The following is an 18,024-nucleotide window of genomic DNA, read 5'->3' as shown; positions in this document are numbered from 1 at the left end:
CCCTCGTCGCGGCGTTTGTCGTTGGCTGACCACCACTCGCGAGGAGATTGAGACACCATGAAGAACAACCAAAAAGCATCCGCAATGCCGGTCCACCGTTACCGTGCGTTCCACGAGCAGATCACCGTCGAACTGCCTGACCGCACCTGGCCGACCAAGCGCATCACCGAGGCACCCCGCTGGTGTGCCGTTGACCTGCGTGACGGCAACCAGGCGCTGATCGATCCGATGAGCCCAGAGCGCAAGCGCGTCATGTTCGACCTGCTGGTCGGCATGGGCTACAAGGAGATCGAGGTCGGCTTCCCGAGCGCGAGCCAGACCGACTTCGACTTCGTCCGCAGCCTGATCGACGAGAACGCGATCCCGGACGACGTCACCATCCAGGTGCTGACGCAGGCCCGCGACCACCTGATCGAGCGCACGTACGAGTCGATCGCCGGCGCCAAGCAGGCCATCGTACACCTGTACAACTCCACTAGCGTGCTGCAGCGCGATGTCGTCTTCCGCAAGGACAAGCAGGGCATCATCGACATCGCCCTGCACGGTGCGCGCAAGTGCCGCGAGATGGAAGCGACCGTGCCAGGCACCGTCGTCTACTACGAGTACTCGCCGGAGAGCTACACGGGCACGGAGCTCGAGTTCGCGCTCGACATCTGCAACCAGGTGATCGAGGTCTTCGAACCGACGCCGGAGCGCAAGGTCATCATCAACCTGCCCGCCACCGTCGAGATGGCCACCCCCAATGTCTACGCCGACTCGATCGAGTGGATGAGCCGCCGTCTCGCCCACCGCGAGAACGTGATCCTCAGCCTGCACCCGCACAACGACCGCGGAACCGCCGTCGCCGCCGCCGAGCTCGGCTACATGGCCGGCGCCGACCGCATCGAGGGCTGCCTGTTCGGCAACGGTGAGCGCACGGGCAACGTCGACCTCGTCGCATTGGGCATCAACCTGTTCACGCAGGGCATCGACCCGCAGATCGACTTCTCGGACATCGACAAGGTCAAGCGCACCGTCGAGTACTGCAACCAGCTGCCCGTGCCTGAGCGCCACCCGTGGGTGGGCGACCTCGTCTACACCGCGTTCAGCGGCTCGCACCAGGACGCCATCAAGAAGGGCTTCGAGGCGATGGCCGCCGAGGCCGACGAGCGTGGTGTCTCCGTCGACGAGCTGGAGTGGGCCGTGCCGTACCTGCCCGTCGACCCGAAGGACCTCGGCCGCAGCTATGAGGCCGTCATCCGCGTCAACTCGCAGTCCGGCAAGGGCGGAGTCGCCTACCTGCTGAAGAACGACCACGCGCTGGAGCTGCCGCGCCGCCTGCAGATCGAGTTTAGCGGTGTCGTGCAGGCCAGGACCGACGCAGAGGGCGGCGAGCTCACCAGCGAGCAGATCTGGAACATCTTCCGCGACGAGTACCTGCCGAGCGCTGAGGCCGCAGCCGGCGCGGAGCGCTGGGGCCGTTTCGAGCTGATCTCCACCGTCACGACGCACAAGGGCGAGGGCGTGCACCTCGAGGTCGAGGTGCGTGACGGCAACGTCACCGAGACCGCGCAGGGTTCGGGCAACGGCCCGATCGCCGCGTTCCTGTCTGTGCTGGCCACCCGCGGGCTGAAGGTCGACCTGTTCGACTTCTCGCAGCACACGCTCTCGGCCAGCGGCGACGCCCAGGCGGCGTCGTACGTTGAGCTCGACGTGGACGGCCAGCGGCTGTGGGGCGTCGGCATCGATGCAGACACCTCCGTCGCGTCGCTGAAGGCCGTCGTGTCTGCCGTCAACCGCGCACAGCGTGCAGCGGCATCCGCCGACGCCGACGCCTTCGCCGAGCAGATCGCCGAGCACGTCGGCGTCTGACGGCCCAGTTAAAGTGTGACGGCCCGGGGAATTCCCCGGGCCGTCACACTTTAACCGGGCCCCGACGGTTCGGTTCGGCGCACCGCACTTCTGCCTGAGTTACCGACGGGGCATCAGCCCTCAGCGGTCTGCGGGTGCGATGGAGGCGGAACGGCTCAGCTGCGGCGCCAGCGCGGCCAGCTGGCGAGGGCTCGCTGCTCAGGCAGGCTCCAGCCGAAGCGGACGGCGAGCAGCCGGATGATCGTCGTCACGCCGACGCAGACGATGCCGGCGATGGTGATCTGCACGCCGGCGGAGGCGAGGATCACGAGCAGCGTGCAGCCGACGCCGGCCGCGACCGCGTACAGCGAGCCGACGTGCATGAGCGCGATCGGCAGGTTGAGCATCATGTCGCGCAGGATCGAGCCGCCGACGGCGCTCAGCACGCCGACGAACGCGGCGGGCACCTCCGGAACGCCGTAGGCGAGTGCCTTGGTGACACCGATCGCGCCGAAGAGGCCGATCGTGACGGCATCCAGCCCGATGATGAGCGGGTTCAGTTTGTCGAAGACGCGCACGAGGGCCATGCCGATGAGGGCGGATGCCGTCGCCACCGGCAGGTACCAGTTGCTCGCCAGCGCGGCCGGCAGCTGGTTGATGAGCACGTCACGCAGCAGACCGCCGCCGAGCCCGACGGCGACGCCGATGATCGCGACGCCGAGCAGGTCGATGCGGCGATCCTTCATGCGGGCCGCGAACATGGCGCCCTGGATCGCTCCGATGGCGACCGCGGTGAGGTCGAGCCAGAGGGGGATGACGAAGAGGGCGGTGCTCATGCTCCATGTATACCAAGTCGCGGAGCCTCGTGATGACGCCGTCAGTGTGCGGCGAGGGACTCCGCGAAAGTCTGTCGCCCGTACGGCGCGCCGGGAACGAGATTGTGGCCGGCACGGAAGGCCCGAACGGTCGCGCCGGGAATCGACAGCGTGCGCACGGCGCGGCGACCGGAGCGCGCCGCCTGATACTGCTCGCCGAACTCGCGGGCGGTGCGCACCTCGGGGCCGCCGATGTCGGCTGCACGGCCCGTCGCGCCGCTGTGCACTAGCTCGACAAGCCGCTGCGCGACCTCGCCCGCCGCGATCGGTTGAGCGGAGAACGGGGGAGCGACGAGCACCGGGAGCACGCGTTGGGCGCGAAAGATCTGCTCGATCAGGGTGTGGAACTGGGTGGCGCGGAGCAGGGCGAACGGCAGGCCGGACCCCTCGATGGCGCGTTCTGCTGCCAGTTTGCCGCGGTAGTAGCCGAGCGGGATCGCGTCGACGCCGACGATCGAGATGTAGACGATGCGGGGTGCCGTGCCACCCCTGGCGCGTGCGGCATCCAGAAGCGCGCGCGTGATGTCGAGGTCGTTGCGGTAGCCCGTCGCCAGGTGCAGCACCGTGTCGACGCCGTCGAGTGCCGCGGCCAGGCCGTCGCCCGTGCGGAGGTCGCCGGTGATCAGGCCCGGTCCGTGCTTGCGGCTGAGGACGCGGGGCTCGATGTCCACCGCGCGAAGGCGGGCGACCGTTGCACGACCCAGATTGCCGGTTCCCCCGGTGACAAGCACATTCACGCTGCGACTCTACGCCTGCGGAGCCCCCGAACGGCCGTATCCGGCGAGGGGCGGCCCGCACCGGGCGGGCGCGGGGGATAATTGACTGTGCCTGTCTATCGTGATGAAGCCGTCGTGCTCCGCACCCACAAGTTGGGTGAAGCGGACCGCATCGTCACACTGCTGACCCGCCAGCACGGCAAGGTGCGTGCCGTCGCCAAGGGTGTGCGGCGCACCGCGTCGAAGTTCGGCTCGAGGCTCGAGCCGTTCATGGTCGCCGATCTGCAGCTCTACGAGGGCCGAACGCTCGACGTGATCACGCAGGCCGAGACGCTCGGTGCATACGGCGCGCTCATCGCGGAGGACTACCCCAGCTACACCGCGGCGACGGCGATGGTCGAGACCGCCGACAAGCTCACCGAGTCGGAGGGCTCGCTGCAGCAGTACCTGCTGCTGGTCGGCGCCCTGCGCTCCCTGTCCCGCCGCGAGCACAACGCGAGCCTCACGCTCGACTCCTATCTGCTGCGGGCGCTCTCGATGGCGGGCTGGGCGCCGAGCTTCCACGACTGTGCCCGTTGCGGCCTGGCCGGCCCGCACGATCACATGGTGGTGCAGATCGGCGGCGTCGTCTGCTCCGACTGTTCGCCGCCCGGCTCTCCGCGCCTCGACACCGAGACGATCGGCCTGCTCGGCGCCCTGCTCGAGGGCAACTGGGCCGTCGCCGATGCGGCGCCGGAGAACACGGCATCCCGAGCCAGCGGCGTCGTCGCCGCGTACACCCAATGGCACCTGGAACGCGGGCTGCGCTCGCTCTCCCACGTTTCGCGAGAAAGCAGCGTATGACCCCGAAGCCCTTCACCCACAAGGATGCCGTCGCCTACAAGCCACTGGATTGGACCGGCATCTACCCGCCGGCGATTCCGGCGAAGGCCGTGCCCGAGCACGTCGCCGTGGTGATGGACGGCAACGGCCGCTGGGCGAACGCCCGCGGGCTCACCCGTGTCGAGGGGCACAAGGCGGGGGAAGCGGCGCTGCTCGACGTCGTCGCCGGCGCCATTCAGATCGGCGTCAAGCACCTCAGCGTCTACGCCTTCTCGACCGAGAACTGGAAGCGCTCACCCGATGAGGTGCGCTTCCTGATGGGCTTCAACCGTGACGTGCTGCACCGTCGCCGCGACCAGCTCAACGAATGGGGTGTGCGGATCCGCTGGGCCGGACGGAAGCCCCGGCTGTGGGCATCCGTCATCAACGAGTTGCAGTACGCCGAGAAGCTCACCGCGGGCAACTCGACGATGACGCTGACGATGTGCGTGAACTACGGTGGCCGCAATGAGATCACGGATGCCGTGCGCGCACTGGCCGAGGATGTGGCCGCCGGTCGGCTGAAGCCCTCCGCGATCACCGAGAAGGCGATCGCGAAGAAGCTCTACAACCCGGAGATGCCTGACGTCGACCTGTTCGTGCGCAGCTCGGGGGAACAGCGCACTTCGAACTTCCTGCTCTGGCAGTCGGCCTACGCCGAGATGGTGTTCCTGGACACGCTGTGGCCGGACTTCTCTCGGGTGGACCTATGGCGCGCCGTCGAACTGTATGCATCACGCAACAGGCGTTTCGGCGGGGCCGTCGACGCGCCGAGCGCCTGAGCCCCGATTACGAGCTGACGGTGGTGACCTCTGACCGCGCAGTGCGGACAAAGGCATTGCGTGCTCCTTGATACGGTGCGTACGCTGCCCAATACTCGGCCGAGTCGTATCGGATCGGCTTCGAATTGTTGGGGTCATGCAATGCGTCTCTGAAGGCGATGAGCTCACTCTGCACGCTCGCTGCGAGCTCGGAGACTTGATCGCTGGCGACCAACTGGATGAGACGGAGCGTGCGGGCGGTTTCGCTGTCGGCTCGCCAGTACTGTTCGCCAGACAGTTCGAGCGGGTGCGGGCAACCGGGTGCGCTTCTGCCCAGTTGGTGGGCGGCAGTGTGGGCGGCGTCGAGAAAGCCCGCATAACTTTCGGCGCGCTTGGCACGGAGCGCGTCTTCGAGGGCCTGGCTTCTCGCCCGTTTCTGTCGCCAAAGCTCCGAAAATTGCGAGAGTAGCGCGCCAAGAATCAATGTGGCGAGCGGCACAGCGATGGTCATCCAGTTCACCGGATCATCTTTCCAGAGATATCGGATCGGTGGAGACCCATGGCAGCGACCGCGGATAACCGCGCCTGCGCTCCGAGGAGATCAGCAACTCGCCGGCGCTCCTCGAGTACCACAACATTCCGCTCCCGCCTGCCGGTGGCGCGTGTCATGATTCCGAGCTCCCGCAAAGGATTCCCGGCAGGGCTACTCGGAGGCTGCTTCGGCGGTTTCGGCCGGCTCGGCTGCTTCCGGGCGGAGGCGCTCGCGCAGCACGTCGCGGGCCTGCTGAGCGGCCTGGCGCACCGACTTCTCCGGGTCGCGGAGACGCTGGGCGATCGTCTCGACGTGCTCCTCCGTGCCCTGGGCCGCGAGGGCGTGCAGGGCCGCGGCGCGGACGCGCGGGTTCTCGTCGGTGGTCAGGCGCACCAGCTTGGGCGCGACCTGAAGGTCGCGCAGCAGCACGACCTTGGCGCACATCTCGCGCACGCGCCAGGCCTGGTTGCCGAGACCGACGACGACGTACGGAGCGGCCGCGTCATCCCAGACGTGCAGCAGGGCGCGTGCGCCCCAGAGCTCCGGCCAGTACAGGGCGGGGGCGCCGTCGAGGATCCCGAGGGCGTGGCGCCCTCCGGCGTAGAGCAGGAAGTCCTTGCCCGCGTTCTTGGCGCGCAGCAGGGTGATGGCGTTCTGGGCCACGGCCTCCTCGCCGTAGTGTTCGACGGCGGCGGCGATGCGCTCGCCCGTCGGCAGGTCGAGGGGAATATCGGGGTGCGGATTGAGTTTGTTTGCCATGGCACTGCCAACTGTATCTGGCCGAGCTGGGTGCATCGGGAATACCGCGGGGGCTGCGCCGGTTGGACCCTGTCGTGAGTGAACCCATCAAAATTGACGTCTGGTCCGACATCGCCTGCCCCTGGTGCTTCATTGGCAAGCGCAAATTCGAGGGTGGTGTGACCGAATTCCAGCAGGATGCCGACGCGCCAGAGGTGATCGTGGAGTACCACAGCTTCGAGCTGGCCCCCGATACCCCCGTCGACTTCGAGGGCAGCGAGATCGACTTCCTTGCCAAGCACAAGGGCATGCCGGCCGAGCGCGTCGGGGAGATGCTTGAGCACGTCACCGGCATCGCGGCATCCGTTGGCCTCGAGTACAACTTCGACATCCTCCAGCACACGAACACCGTCAAGGCGCACCAGCTGCTGCACTATGCCAAGGCGCAGGGCATCCAGCTGCAGGCCGTCGAGCGTCTGCTCAGCGCCTACTTCACCGAAGGTCGCCACCTCGGCCGCGTCGAGGACCTCGCCGATCTCGGCGCAGAGCTCGGCCTGGACCGTGACGACGTGCTCCGCTCGCTGAACGAGGACGAGTACCTCGCCGCGGTGCGCGCCGATCAGGCGCAGGCGCAGCAGTTCGGCATCAACGGCGTGCCGTTCTTCGTGATCGATGGCAAGTACGGTCTGTCGGGCGCGCAGGATGCTGGTACTTTTGCACAAGTTCTGCAGCAGGTGCGGAGCGAACGAGCCGAGGAGATTTCCGCATGAGCGAGAACACCATTACCGTCGAGTCCGTCACCCGCAAGCCGCTCATCCAGCTGACCGACGTGTCGGCTGAGGAATCGGCCGAGGCCGGTTGCTGCGGCGGCGGCAGCTGCGGCGTCTGACGCTCTGAGCGACACACGGGGCATCGCCGATTCGGCGGTGCCCCGTTTTCGTGCGCCCGATAGGCGAGCGTGGCGGAGCCTCGCTGGTTGAGCTTGTCGAACCCCCGCTGGTGAGTCTGTCTAAACCCGCTGGTTGAGCCTGTCGAACCCCCTGGTGAGTCTGTCGAAACCCGCTGGTTGCGTTTGTCGAAACCTCGTTGGCCGAGTCTGTCGAAACCCGCTGGTTGAGCTTGTCGAAACCCCGACACGCGCCTTCTCTCGTTGGTCGAGTAGGCCGCCCGCGGCCGTATCGAGACCCCGCCGCGACCACCTGTTGTGCACAGGCAGTGATTCCAGGAAAGTTATCCACATCAGGCCTTTTTCCTAGGCGGAGGTGGCCGGGCGGGGTAAAATTGAACCCATGGGAAACCCGACGGAGGCAGTCAACGAGGCACACGCCCTGCTGCTCTCCGCCCTCGCTGACACCGATGTTCGACTGCTGCACGACGACGCCCTACTGGAGTTCACCGCCGCAGCCGAGGCTGCCGGCCGCGCCGTCGACGCCCTCCGTATTCGGGCAGCCGGCGAGCACGCGTTCCGCTCCCGCCGAGAACTCGGCGAAGACCGCCTCTCCGCGAAGAGAGGCTGCCGCAACGCGGTCGAACTCCTCGCCCGGATCACCCTCGCCTCGGAACGCACCCTGACGCAACGGATGCGCCTCGGGGAAGCCACGCGGCCCCGGATGGCGCTCAGTGGGGAGAGGATGCCGGCCCGCTTCGACCAGGTCGCCGACGCCCTCGGCACGGGTTCCATCGGCTACGACAGTGCCGCGGCGATCATGGACACCCTGGACCCGATTCGGGGTCGGGTCGGCGACCTCAACGTCGAGCACGCCGAGACGGCGCTCGTCGCCGCCGCGACCGGGCCGACGGTGGAGTCGCCGGTGCCGTTCGCCGCCGACGAGATCCGCGGGCAGGCCCGGGTCTGGGAGACGGTCCTGGATGAGGACGGCACGGTGCCGGCGGAGGAGCGGGCCATGCAGGCCCGCGGTATCAGCGCCGGGGTGACCCGGGATGGGGTCGTGCACCGCAAGATGACGCTGCTGCCGGAGATCGACGCCAAGTTCGAAACCCTGCTGAACGCGTACCTGAACCCACGCAGCAAACCCAGCTTCGCCGACCCCGACCCGGACGCCCCGAAAGACCCCCGGGCGACGGCGCAGGCCCGGCACGACGTGTTCGCGAGCCTCATCGACGGCGCCGCCCGCAGCGCGGACAGCCCGAGCATTGGTGGGGCGGCGCCGACTGTGCTCGTCTCGGTGCGGCAGGCCGACCTCGACGCCGGTACCGGGGCCGGGTTCATTGAGGGCTGTGAGGCCCCGATTTCCATGCGGGCGGTGGAGCAATTCGTGTGCGCCGGTGGGCAGCAACATGTGGTGATCGGCCCGGACGGCACGATTAACAGCATCGGCAGCAATGACCGGGTCTTCAACGCCACCCAACGGCGGGCGATCACCCTCCGCGACGGCGGCTGCATCATCCCGGGCTGTTCGATCCCGGCCGCGTGGAGCGAGATCCACCACGTCAAGGCGTATCGGGACGGGGGCGAAACCGAGACGTGTAACGGAGTCCTGCTCTGTTGGTTCCACCACCGCACGATCGAGACCAGCGGCTGGCAGATCCTCATGATCGACGGCGTCCCGCACGTGAAACCACCACCCTGGCTCCGGAACGGACGCTCCGACGCGGAGACCCCGTGGCGAAGATCGACGAAGTCCCGCACCCAACAAGCCGACCTGCTTCAGCAACAGCAGCCGGCGCTGGTCGAGTAAACCGCCCGCGGCCGGATCGAGCAGCCCGATCCGGTCAGACGCTCAGGGCTTCGGGGGCGGCCTCGTTCCTCGGCTGCTCCCTCCAGCCGACGTGAGAATGCACGCTGGCTTGAGCGAGCGGCGCCGCGACGAAGGAGCAGCGACGCACGCGAAGCCCCGAGCGGATCCGCCGACACGACGGAGGACGTTGAGGCTGTCGGAGCGCGGGGCTAGCGTTGGGGCATGACAGTACGCATCGACCTCATCGGATTCGTCGTCGCCGACATGGCGCGCTCGCTCGAGTTCTACCGCCGACTGGGCCTCGAGATCCCGGCCGGCGCCGAGAGCGAGGACCACGTCGAGATCACGCTGCCCGGCGGCATCCGCCTCGGCTGGGACACGATCGACGTCGTGAAGAGCTTCGACCCGGAATGGACCGCGCCGGTTGGCGGCCACCGCATGGTTCCCGCATTCCTCTGCGATTCGCCCGCCGAGCTCGACCAGCTCTTCGCCGACCTCGTCGCGGCAGGCGCGGAGGCGCACAAGGAACCGTGGGATGCCTTCTGGGGTCAGCGCTACGCGATCCTGCGCGACCCGGATGGCAACTCGGTCGAACTCTTCGCTCCGCTGCCCGAATAACGGCTTTCGCGCCTCAGAACTCTCGCACGACCTCGGCGAACTCCCACACCTCGAACTGCAGCCGCTCGCAGAGCGCCGCGCCGTCGCGGAGCCAGTCAAGCCTGGCCTGCTCCGAGCTCCAGTCGGAGGAGTCGAGGCACTCCTCGTGCCAGCGCTCCAGCCAGGCGCGCAGGCCCTCGCCGAGTTCCGCGCTCAGTCCGAGGTCGTCGGCGGCGAGCGTGTAGTTGTCGCCCCCGTCCTCCCAGAGAGGGTAGGTGCGGCAGTACTCGGGGAAGAGGCGGATGCTGCGTAGCTGCCCGGCCCGTTTCTTCGCGGCGCGGTCGATAGCCCGCTCGGCCGTCGCATGCCACGGCACGGCGAGCTCCTCCTGGGTCACAGGATCCACGACCCATCGGGTCTCGTCGCCGACCCTGTCGCGCACGTGGCTACTCGGGCTCGCTGATATCGGCGACGACCGCGCCGAAGGCCCCGATCAGTGCATCGGCGTCGACGAAGGCGCTGAAGCCGTGCGCGCCAGCGCCCATCGCCACGCGCTGGCCGACGATGCCGGCATCCGCGTAGACCGGCCACTCTGTCGTGGAGCCGAGCGGGGTGATGGTGCCGCGCTCGTAGCCGGTCGCGGCGAGGGCCTGTGCGGCATCCGGCAGCTGAAGCTTGTTCACTCCGACGAGGGCGCGCAGCTTCGGCCAGGAGATCTTCCGCCCGCCGGGAACGAGCGCGAAGAGGAAGGTGCCGTCTGCACGCTTCACGACGAGGGTCTTGACGATGCCAGACCGCTCGATCCCGAGCAGCGCGGCGGCCTCGGCGAGGCTGTTCGCGACCGGTCGCGGGAAGATCTCGACGTCGAGTCCGCGGGACGCGGCATCCGCTGACACCCTGTCGGTACCACTCAGTACGCTCGAATCAGCCTGCTCGGCCATGTGGACCCCACTTCCGAAGAATTATCTGGCACAGCGAATTGTCTGGGAGAATCGAAGAACATGTCTGCCTCCTCCACACTAAGCCCAGCGCCCCGCCTTGCGATCGGTCCGCTCGAACTCGACGTTCCCGTCGTGCTCGCGCCGATGGCGGGCATCACGAACACGGCCTTCCGCAGGCTCTGCCGCGAGTACGGCGCCGGCCTCTACGTGAGCGAGATGATCACCTCGCGCGCGCTCGTCGAGCGCACCCCGGAGTCGATGCGGCTGATCACCCACCACGAGAGCGAGACCACCCGCTCCATCCAGCTCTACGGCGTCGACCCCAACACGGTCCGCGAGGCCGTGACGATGCTGGTCGCCGAGGACCGCGCAGACCACATCGACCTGAACTTCGGATGCCCGGTGCCCAAGGTCACCCGCAAGGGCGGCGGCGCGGCACTCCCGTGGAAGCTCGAACTGTTCCGGCAGATCGTCGAGGGCGCCGTGGAGGCCGCAGGCGACATCCCGCTCACGGTCAAGATGCGCAAGGGCATCGACCCGGACCACCTCACCTACCTGGAGGCCGCGAAAGCCGCTGAGGGCGCAGGCGTCGCGTCGATCGCCCTGCACGCGCGCACCGCGAGCGAGTTCTACTCCGGCCAGGCCGACTGGCCAGCCATCGAGAAGCTCAAGAACACCATCACCGGCACCCCGATCCTCGGCAACGGCGACATCTGGTCGGCCGCCGACGCGCTCCGCATGGTGCGCGAGACCGGCTGCGACGGCGTCGTCGTCGGCCGTGGCTGCCTCGGCCGCCCCTGGCTGTTCGGCGACCTCGCCGCCGCCTTCCGTGGCGAAGACGTGATGTTCCAGCCGAACCTCGGCCAGGTTGCCGAGGCGTTCCGCCGGCATGCAGAGCTGCTGGTCGAGTTCTTCGAGGACGAAGACCGCGGATGCCGTGACGTGCGCAAGCACGTGGCCTGGTACTTCAAGGGTTACCCGGTCGGCGGCGAGCTGCGCGCCCGCATGGCCACCGTCGAGTCCCTGCAGTCGCTCGACGACCTGCTCGGCACGCTCGACTGGGACCAGCCATACCCCGGCGAGGGCGCAGAGGGTCCGCGCGGTCGCGCTGGAACCCCGAAGACGCCGTCGCTGCCGGACAAGTGGCTGGAATCACGCGACATCGACGGCATCCAGCGCAGCAACCTCACCGAGGGCGAGGGTGACACCAGTGGCGGTTGAGCACCTGCCGGGCAACGCCCTCTTCGGCGGATACAGCGAATACGACTCCGAACGCGCGCTGCCGGAACAGCACTCCTCCCGGCGCAGCGACTTCGCCCGCGACCGCGCCCGCCTGCTGCACTCCAGCGCGCTGCGCCGCCTCGCCGCGAAGACGCAGGTGCTGAGCCCTACCGCCGGGCTCGACTTCGCGCGCAACCGCCTCACGCACTCGCTGGAGGTGGCGCAGGTCGGCCGCGAGCTGGCATCCAGCCTCGGCCTTGACCCGGATGTCGTCGACACCGCCTGCCTCGCGCACGACCTCGGCCACCCGCCGTTCGGACACAACGGCGAGAAGGCGCTCAACGCCTGGGCCGACGACATCGGCGGCTTCGAGGGCAACGCCCAGACGCTGCGCCTGCTGACCCGCCTCGAACCGAAGGTCTTCGGCCCGGACGGCCAGAGCTACGGCCTCAACCTGACCCGCGCGAGCCTCGACGCCAGCTGCAAGTACCCGTGGCCGGACACGAGTTCCGTCGCCGACCCGAGCGGCCGCGCCAAGTTCGGCTTCTACCGCGACGACATCGGCGTCTTCACGTGGATGCGCGCAGGCGCCCCGGAGCGGCGCCTCTCGATCGAGGCCCAGGTCATGGACCTCTCCGACGACATCGGCTACTCCGTGCACGACTTCGAGGACGCCATCGTCAACGGCTACATCGACGTCAGCGCCCTCGGTGACCGCGTCGACCACGACGCACTCGTCACCTCGATGTACGAGTGGATCGGCGGCGCGCACAGCCACGACGAGCTCATCGCAGCCTTCGACCGCCTCGACTCGCTCGACGGCTGGCCGAGCAGCTGGGACGGCAGCAGGCGCGACCAGGGTCGGCTGAAGAACCTCACCAGCCAGCTCATCGGCCGTTTCGCGCACGCAGCCACTGAGGCCACGCGGGCAGCGTTCCCGATGGCCAGCCTCATCCGCTTCGACGCCGACGTCATCGTCCCGCGCGAGATCCAGGCGGAGATCGCCGTGCTCAAGGGCATCGTCGCCGCCTTCGTGATGTCGAAGAACGCCAGGCAGCCGATCTACGCTCAGCAGCGCGAGGTGCTCACCGAACTCGCCACCGTGCTTCACGCCAGCGGCGAGCAGCACCTCGACACCGGCTTCGCGGGGGACTGGCGCGCCGCAGCCGACGACGCCGCGCGGAAGCGCGTCATCGTCGACCAGGTCGCCAGCCTCACCGACCAGTCCGCCCTCGCCTGGCACGAGCGCCTCATTCAGGGCTAGGCCGCCTGCGCCCGATACACGGTTTCCCCGCCGAGGATCGTCTCAAGCACAGGGATGTCGGCGATCGCGCCGGCCGCGACATCCGGCGCAGCCCCAGCAGTTAGAGGCGAGCGGGCCAGCACCACCAGATCGGCGAATTTGCCCGGCGCGATCGAGCCGACCTCGTGCTCGGAGAACAGCTGCTCGGCGCTGTTGATGGTCTGCGCCCGCAGCGCCTGCTCGACCGTGATGCGCTGTTCCGGCGCGAGCACACGGCCACGGTTGCTGCGCCGGGTCACCGCGATCTCGATGTTGCGCAGCGGCTCCGGCGGCGTCACCTGCCCGTCGTTGTGGAACGAGATGCGCATGCCGGATGCCGCGGCCGAACCCGCCGCCGCCCACGGCGCACCGTGCTCGGGCCCGAACAGGTCGTCGACGAGCACATCGCCCCAGTAGTACAGGTGGTCGATGAAGATGCTCGCCGTGATGCCGAGGGCGGCTGCGCGCTCGAACTGGGCGGCGGTCATCGCGCCGACGTGCTCCAGTCGCAGGCGGTGGTCCGGCCGCGGATGCCGCAGCAGCAGTTCCTCCCACGCGTCGAGCACCGTGTCGACGGCGGCGTCGCCGTGCACGTGGCAGGCCAGCTGCCAGCCGGCGGCGAAATAGGCCTCGGAGATCTCGGCGATCTGCCCCGGCGTGTAGTTGGCGTGGCCGCGGTGGCCCGGCTCCAGGCCGATGGAACGGGTCGCGGGGGAGTCGAGGTAGGGGAAGCTCGTCGCGATGTTGCCGACCCACGGAGACCCGTCCGCCCACAGCTTGATGCCGACCTGGCGCACGAGCTCGTCGCCGTCGCCGGGGGTGGCCCTGCTCCGTTTCGCAGCCGTCGACATCTCGTAGAGCCGCAGCCGCACCGTGAGCGCCCCGGCCGCGCGGGCGGCCGCGATGCCCGCAGCACTCGACGGGTTGTAGCCGAGTTCGCCTGCCGTGGTGATGCCGGCGGCGTTCAGCCTCGCCGATTCGGCGCGGAGAGCCTCGATGAAGCCGCTCGGAGTGGGCGCGAGGGCCGGCCCAAAGATGAGCTCGGCCGCGCCGACCTCGCGCAGGCTGCCGTCGAGCTCGCCGTCCGCGTCCCGGCCGAACGAGGCTCCGACCGGATCCGGGGTCTCGCGGGTGACTCCGACCGCCGTCGCCGCGGCCGTGTTGAAGTAGGCAGAGTGCCCCGAGTTGTGCAGGATCGCGAGGGGGCGTTCGGGGGAGAGCCCGTTCAGCCATTCCAGCGTCGGTTCCGGCAGCCCCGTCTGCAGCAGCGGGTCCCAGCCGTTCGCGTACACGCCGGTCGGTCCCGCCGACGCGATCGCAGCGTTCAGTCGCTCGAGCACGCTCGCGGCGCTCGGTGCGACGACGGGGCGGATGTCGACGACATCCGGCCCGAGGAAGATCGCCTCGGAGAGCGGATGCCCGTGCGCCTCGACGAAACCGGGCACCAGCACCGCATCGCCCAGTTCGCTGACGGCCGTGTCGGGCCCGATCAACGGTGCGAGTTCGGCTCGGCCACCGACGGCGAGGATGCGCCCGTGCAGCACGGCGACGCCCTCGGCATCCGGCATCGCATCGTCCATCGTGATGACGGTTCCGAAGAACACCCGATCGGCAAAGTCACCCGTGACAGTCATGCTCGCAGTCTATGAGCTTGCGCCGCGAGCCCAGGCGGCCTAGCTTGATACAAGCTTGGTACATAAGCCACGCGCGCACATGTACGGGGGAAGCATGCCGGAGAACGCCATCTGGGTAGCGCTTGTGTTCGGCGCGGTGGTTCTCGGCTACACGCTGATCCATCGCTCAACGCCAGCACGGCGGCGGCCCGCCGTCGATTCGCTGGTCATGCGCCTGGGCCTGCCCGTCGACGAGCACATCATCGCGCTGATCGATCGCCGGGTGCGCAGCACCGTCATCGGTTCGTGCGTGGCCGGCTTCATCGCCCTCGCGGTGGCCGCCGTCCTGCTCGTGGCAGGCGGCGGGTTGCCGGAGGGCTTGGCCTCGACTCTGCTCGGGCTGGTCTTCGCTGCGGCGGTCTCGCTCGGCACCGCGGCCGGCGGTGCTGGCTACTTCGCCCCACAGGCGGCCCAGAGCGTCCGCATCGCGCGTGCGCAGACTCCTCGGCTGAATGACTACCTGCACCCGCTGTGGCGGTGGGCGTCGATCGGCGTCACGGTCGCGGCCGTGCTGCTGTGCGGCGCGATTCTGGCTGGGGCCGGCGCGACATCGGGCCTGATCGGCGTGCCGATGACCGGGGTGGTGGTGGCGACCGCGCTGGCCATCGCCGCACAGTTCGGCGCGAGCCTGCTCGGCCGTCGACTCCTGGATGTCCCGCAGCCAGCCAGAGAAGAACTGGAACTGCAGTGGGATGACGCTTTGCGCGGGATGACCGTGCGCTCGCTCTGGATCGCCGCGTTCACGATCGCCTGGGCGGCGGCCCTCCTGGCGTTGCTCTGGCTGCTCGCCGCGACGCCCACCGTGACGGTGTGGTTCGGGTTCGTGGCCCTCGTCCCGATCCTGCTGCTATCCGTGCCGGCCAGCCGCCGGGTCGAGCGGCGCATGTGGACGGATGTCGTGAGCGCGTGATGCTCCGGATCGACCCCGCTTCGGCATCCCCACCATACGAGCAACTGCGCGCGCAGTTCGCGGCGGCGATCGCGGCGGGCGAGCTGCCGCCCGGCTCCCGCCTGCCGACGGTGCGCCGGCTTGCGGGTGACCTCGGTCTGGCACCGAACACCGTGGCACGGAGCTTCAGGCAACTCGAGACCGATGGCCTGATCGAGACACGCGGACGCCTCGGCAGCTTCGTGGCCAGGCAGGGGGACGCGAGGGAGCGGCGCGCCGCGGACGCAGCCCTGCTCTACCTGCAGCGCCTCCGCGAACTCGGCCTCGACGGTGATGACGCCGAACGGATCCTCCGCGCGGCCATGGCGCACCCGGCATCTGCCGGTGACACGGTGCGGGCGAGGGCGCAATCGGCGCCCGAGTCGCCCCCACTCGCCTAAGATTGAACAATGGCCGGCCGAATTCGACAAGCAGACGTTGAAGAGGTCAAGTCACGCACAAACATCGCCGACATCGTGGGTGAGTACGTCACCCTGAAGTCGGCCGGCGTCGGCTCGATGAAGGGTCTCTGCCCCTTCCACGACGAGCGCAGCCCGAGCTTCCACGTCCGCCCGCAGGTCGGTTTCTACCACTGCTTCGGCTGCGGTGAATCGGGTGACGTCTACTCCTTCGTGCAGAAGATGGACCACGTCACCTTCGCGGAGGCGGTGGAGCGCCTCGCCGCCCGTGTCGCCCTCGAGCTGCACTACGAAGACGGGGGAGCGGCCACCGATCATGGCAACCGCGCACGCCTGCTGGCCGCCAACCAGGCGGCATCCGATTTCTTCACGGAACAACTGAGCACGCCGGGCGCCGACCCCGGAAGACGCTTCCTCGGCGAACGCGGCTTCGACGCCATCGCGGCCGGGAAATTCGGCGTTGGTTTCGCGCCCAAGAGCTGGGACGAACTGACGAACCACCTCCGCGGCCGCGGCTTCAGCACCGAGGAGATCAGCACGGCAGGCCTCGTCTCCTCCGGCGACCGCGGCGTCTACGACCGCTTCCGCGGCCGCCTCGTCTGGCCGATCCGCGACATCACAGGGCAGACCGTCGGCTTCGGCGCGCGCAAGCTGCTCGAGGACGACAAGGGTCCGAAGTACCTCAACACCCCAGAGACCCCGATCTACCACAAGAGCCAGGTGCTCTACGGGCTCGACCTCGCCAAGCGCGACATCTCGCGCAGCCGCCAGGTCGTCGTCGTCGAGGGCTACACGGATGTCATGGCCTGCCACATGGCCGGCGTCACGACCGCCGTCGCCACCTGTGGCACGGCCTTCGGCGTCGACCACATCAAGGTGCTGCGCCGGGTGCTCGGCGATGCGGCCGGCGTCGGTGAGGTCATCTTCACCTTCGACCCGGATGCCGCGGGCCAGAAGGCCGCGATGCGTGCCTTCAGCGAGGAACAGCGCTTCTCGGCGCAGACCTACGTGGCCGTCGCGCCCGACGGTCTCGACCCGTGCGACCTCCGCCTGCAGCGCGGCGACGCCGCCGTGCGCACGCTCGTCGACGGCAAGAAGCCGATGTTCGAGTTCATGATCAAGCAGTTGCTCTCGCAGTTCAACCTCGACACCGTCGAGGGGCGCGTCGGAGCCCTGCGTGCCGGGGCCCCGGTCGTGGCCGACATCCGTGACCCCGCGATCCGGCCCGGCTACACCCGTGAGCTGGCCCGGCTGCTCGGCATGGAGCTGCACGAGGTGACCCGCGCCGTCTCGGCGGCGAGCGGCCGCGCCCAGCGTGAGAGTGCCGCACCGGCCCGGAGCTCCGAGGCCGCCCCCGCCGCTGAGGCCGCGGATGCCCGTCCGTACTCGATCACGGACCTGCCTGGCGACCCGGCCACCCGCCTTGAGCGGGACGCGATCATGGCCATGCTCCAGCATCCAGACCTCGCCGGCCACGCGCTGCTCAGCCGGGCCACCCAGAGCGGAATGACGAACCCATCCCTCGGGATCGTCTGCGACGCCATGGCGGCAGCCCTGGTGCGGTTCGATGCCGCGCAGGAGCTGGAGAGTTCGGCCTGGGCCGGTGCGGTGCTGAGCGAACTTCCGGAATCGGTCGTTCCCCTCGCGCAGCAGCTGCTCGTGGCCCCGATTCCCGAGCGCAGCGAGCGGGAGCTCACGGTGTACGTGCGCGGCATCGTGACGGCGCTCATTGACCGTGACCTGCTCCGCCACAAGGCAGAGCTGCTCGGCCGGCTGCAGCGCCACGATCCGGCCGACCGCGAGACGTCGGTCACCCTGCAGCGCGCGCTGATGGCGATCGACGCCGAGCGCAACGCGCTGCGCGCCGAATAGCTGCATTCTGGCGTCATCCACGAGCGTTTCGTGCGTGGATTCGCGTATGCCTGCGCGCGCATGTTTCGTATCGGTAAAG

The 18,024-nt window shown here is 68.8% G+C and carries 19 protein-coding genes; 12 read left to right on the top strand and 7 right to left on the bottom strand.

Going from position 1 to position 18,024, the window contains the following annotated elements; genetic code table 11:
* Positions 1–57: 57 nt before the first annotated feature.
* Positions 58–1,851 carry a 2-isopropylmalate synthase gene (gene leuA / locus EV379_RS08645; RefSeq protein ID WP_130505784.1) on the top strand — a complete coding sequence of 598 codons (1,794 nt, stop codon included), beginning with the start codon at positions 58–60 and terminating at the stop codon, positions 1,849–1,851.
* 155 nt (positions 1,852–2,006) lie between these two features.
* Here the strand turns inward: leuA and EV379_RS08640 are convergent, their stop codons facing one another.
* Together EV379_RS08640 and EV379_RS08635 are read right to left on the bottom strand one after the other, a co-directional pair.
* Entirely contained in the window at positions 2,007–2,666 is a 660-nt protein-coding gene (locus EV379_RS08640; protein ID WP_120256199.1) for a trimeric intracellular cation channel family protein, read from the bottom strand.
* Between the two features lie 41 nt (positions 2,667–2,707).
* Positions 2,708–3,442: an SDR family oxidoreductase gene (locus tag EV379_RS08635; protein ID WP_130505783.1), complete on the bottom strand. Its 735-nt coding sequence runs from the start codon at positions 3,440–3,442 to the stop codon at positions 2,708–2,710.
* 87 nt (positions 3,443–3,529) lie between these two features.
* Between EV379_RS08635 and recO the strand changes: the two genes are divergently transcribed.
* Both recO and EV379_RS08625 read left to right on the top strand, forming a co-directional pair.
* The gene (gene recO, locus EV379_RS08630; RefSeq protein WP_130505782.1) at positions 3,530–4,264 is read left to right on the top strand and encodes a DNA repair protein RecO; all 735 of its coding nucleotides are present in this window, start codon (positions 3,530–3,532) and stop codon (positions 4,262–4,264) included.
* The gene (locus EV379_RS08625; RefSeq protein WP_130505781.1) at positions 4,261–5,064 is read left to right on the top strand and encodes an isoprenyl transferase; all 804 of its coding nucleotides are present in this window, start codon (positions 4,261–4,263) and stop codon (positions 5,062–5,064) included. Before recO ends, EV379_RS08625 begins: the two co-directional genes overlap by 4 nt.
* A 7-nt stretch (positions 5,065–5,071) precedes the next feature.
* Here the strand turns inward: EV379_RS08625 and EV379_RS08620 are convergent, their stop codons facing one another.
* Both EV379_RS08620 and EV379_RS08615 read right to left on the bottom strand, forming a co-directional pair.
* Positions 5,072–5,563, bottom strand: coding sequence for a hypothetical protein (locus tag EV379_RS08620; RefSeq protein ID WP_130505780.1), 492 nt, complete (start codon positions 5,561–5,563; stop codon positions 5,072–5,074).
* A gap of 183 nt (positions 5,564–5,746) precedes the next feature.
* Positions 5,747–6,334: a HEAT repeat domain-containing protein gene (locus EV379_RS08615; protein ID WP_130505779.1), complete on the bottom strand. Its 588-nt coding sequence runs from the start codon at positions 6,332–6,334 to the stop codon at positions 5,747–5,749.
* Positions 6,335–6,408: 74 nt separating this feature from the next.
* On the opposite strand from EV379_RS08615, the gene EV379_RS08610 reads away from it, so the two are divergent.
* The 4 genes from EV379_RS08610 to EV379_RS08600 all read left to right on the top strand — a co-directional run bounded on the left by EV379_RS08610 (position 6,409) and on the right by EV379_RS08600 (position 9,630).
* A complete protein-coding gene (locus EV379_RS08610; RefSeq protein ID WP_120256204.1) occupies positions 6,409–7,083 on the top strand; it encodes a DsbA family oxidoreductase in 675 nt (224 codons plus the stop codon).
* Entirely contained in the window at positions 7,080–7,202 is a 123-nt protein-coding gene (locus tag EV379_RS17495) for a hypothetical protein (RefSeq protein WP_278044023.1), read from the top strand. The genes EV379_RS08610 and EV379_RS17495 overlap by 4 nt, the downstream gene beginning before the upstream one ends.
* 400 nt (positions 7,203–7,602) lie before the next feature.
* Positions 7,603–9,012, top strand: coding sequence for an HNH endonuclease signature motif containing protein (locus EV379_RS08605; RefSeq protein ID WP_130505778.1), 1,410 nt, complete (start codon positions 7,603–7,605; stop codon positions 9,010–9,012).
* 222 nt (positions 9,013–9,234) lie between these two features.
* Positions 9,235–9,630 carry a VOC family protein gene (locus EV379_RS08600; protein WP_130505777.1) on the top strand — a complete coding sequence of 132 codons (396 nt, stop codon included), beginning with the start codon at positions 9,235–9,237 and terminating at the stop codon, positions 9,628–9,630.
* 13 nt (positions 9,631–9,643) lie between these two features.
* On the opposite strand, the gene EV379_RS08595 is transcribed toward EV379_RS08600, so the two are convergent.
* Positions 9,644–10,015, bottom strand: a complete 372-nt coding sequence (locus tag EV379_RS08595; protein WP_165397333.1) for a hypothetical protein — start codon at positions 10,013–10,015, stop codon at positions 9,644–9,646.
* Positions 10,016–10,055: 40 nt separating this feature from the next.
* The gene (locus EV379_RS08590; RefSeq protein ID WP_130505775.1) at positions 10,056–10,550 is read right to left on the bottom strand and encodes an aminoacyl-tRNA deacylase; all 495 of its coding nucleotides are present in this window, start codon (positions 10,548–10,550) and stop codon (positions 10,056–10,058) included.
* 60 nt (positions 10,551–10,610) lie between these two features.
* Between EV379_RS08590 and dusB the strand changes: the two genes are divergently transcribed.
* A complete protein-coding gene (dusB, locus tag EV379_RS08585; protein ID WP_130505774.1) occupies positions 10,611–11,771 on the top strand; it encodes a tRNA dihydrouridine synthase DusB in 1,161 nt (386 codons plus the stop codon).
* Complete coding sequence (locus EV379_RS08580) at positions 11,761–13,035, top strand: deoxyguanosinetriphosphate triphosphohydrolase (protein ID WP_242616295.1); 1,275 nt, start codon at positions 11,761–11,763, stop codon at positions 13,033–13,035. The genes dusB and EV379_RS08580 overlap by 11 nt, the downstream gene beginning before the upstream one ends.
* Here EV379_RS08580 and EV379_RS08575 read toward each other — a convergent pair.
* Positions 13,032–14,687, bottom strand: a complete 1,656-nt coding sequence (locus tag EV379_RS08575; protein ID WP_130505772.1) for an amidohydrolase — start codon at positions 14,685–14,687, stop codon at positions 13,032–13,034. The two genes, EV379_RS08580 and EV379_RS08575, sit on opposite strands and share 4 nt — an antisense overlap.
* 94 nt (positions 14,688–14,781) lie before the next feature.
* Here EV379_RS08575 and EV379_RS08570 point away from each other — a divergent pair, with 94 nt between their 5' ends.
* The 3 genes from EV379_RS08570 to dnaG are packed head-to-tail and all read left to right on the top strand — an operon-like array spanning position 14,782 to position 17,945.
* Positions 14,782–15,636 carry a hypothetical protein gene (locus EV379_RS08570; RefSeq protein ID WP_130505771.1) on the top strand — a complete coding sequence of 285 codons (855 nt, stop codon included), beginning with the start codon at positions 14,782–14,784 and terminating at the stop codon, positions 15,634–15,636.
* Positions 15,636–16,055, top strand: coding sequence for a GntR family transcriptional regulator (locus EV379_RS08565; RefSeq protein WP_130507364.1), 420 nt, complete (start codon positions 15,636–15,638; stop codon positions 16,053–16,055). Before EV379_RS08570 ends, EV379_RS08565 begins: the two co-directional genes overlap by 1 nt.
* Positions 16,056–16,064: 9 nt before the next feature.
* On the top strand, positions 16,065–17,945 hold the full coding sequence (gene dnaG, locus EV379_RS08560) for a DNA primase (protein ID WP_130505770.1): 1,881 nt from the start codon (positions 16,065–16,067) through the stop codon (positions 17,943–17,945).
* The last annotated feature ends 79 nt before the right edge of the window (positions 17,946–18,024 follow it).

It is taken from the genome of Microterricola gilva, from assembly GCF_004217495.1.
GTDB classification, from domain to species: domain Bacteria; phylum Actinomycetota; class Actinomycetes; order Actinomycetales; family Microbacteriaceae; genus Microterricola; species Microterricola gilva.
Note: the sequence above shows the minus strand (reverse complement) of the source record. Positions and strands in the feature narration are given on the sequence as shown.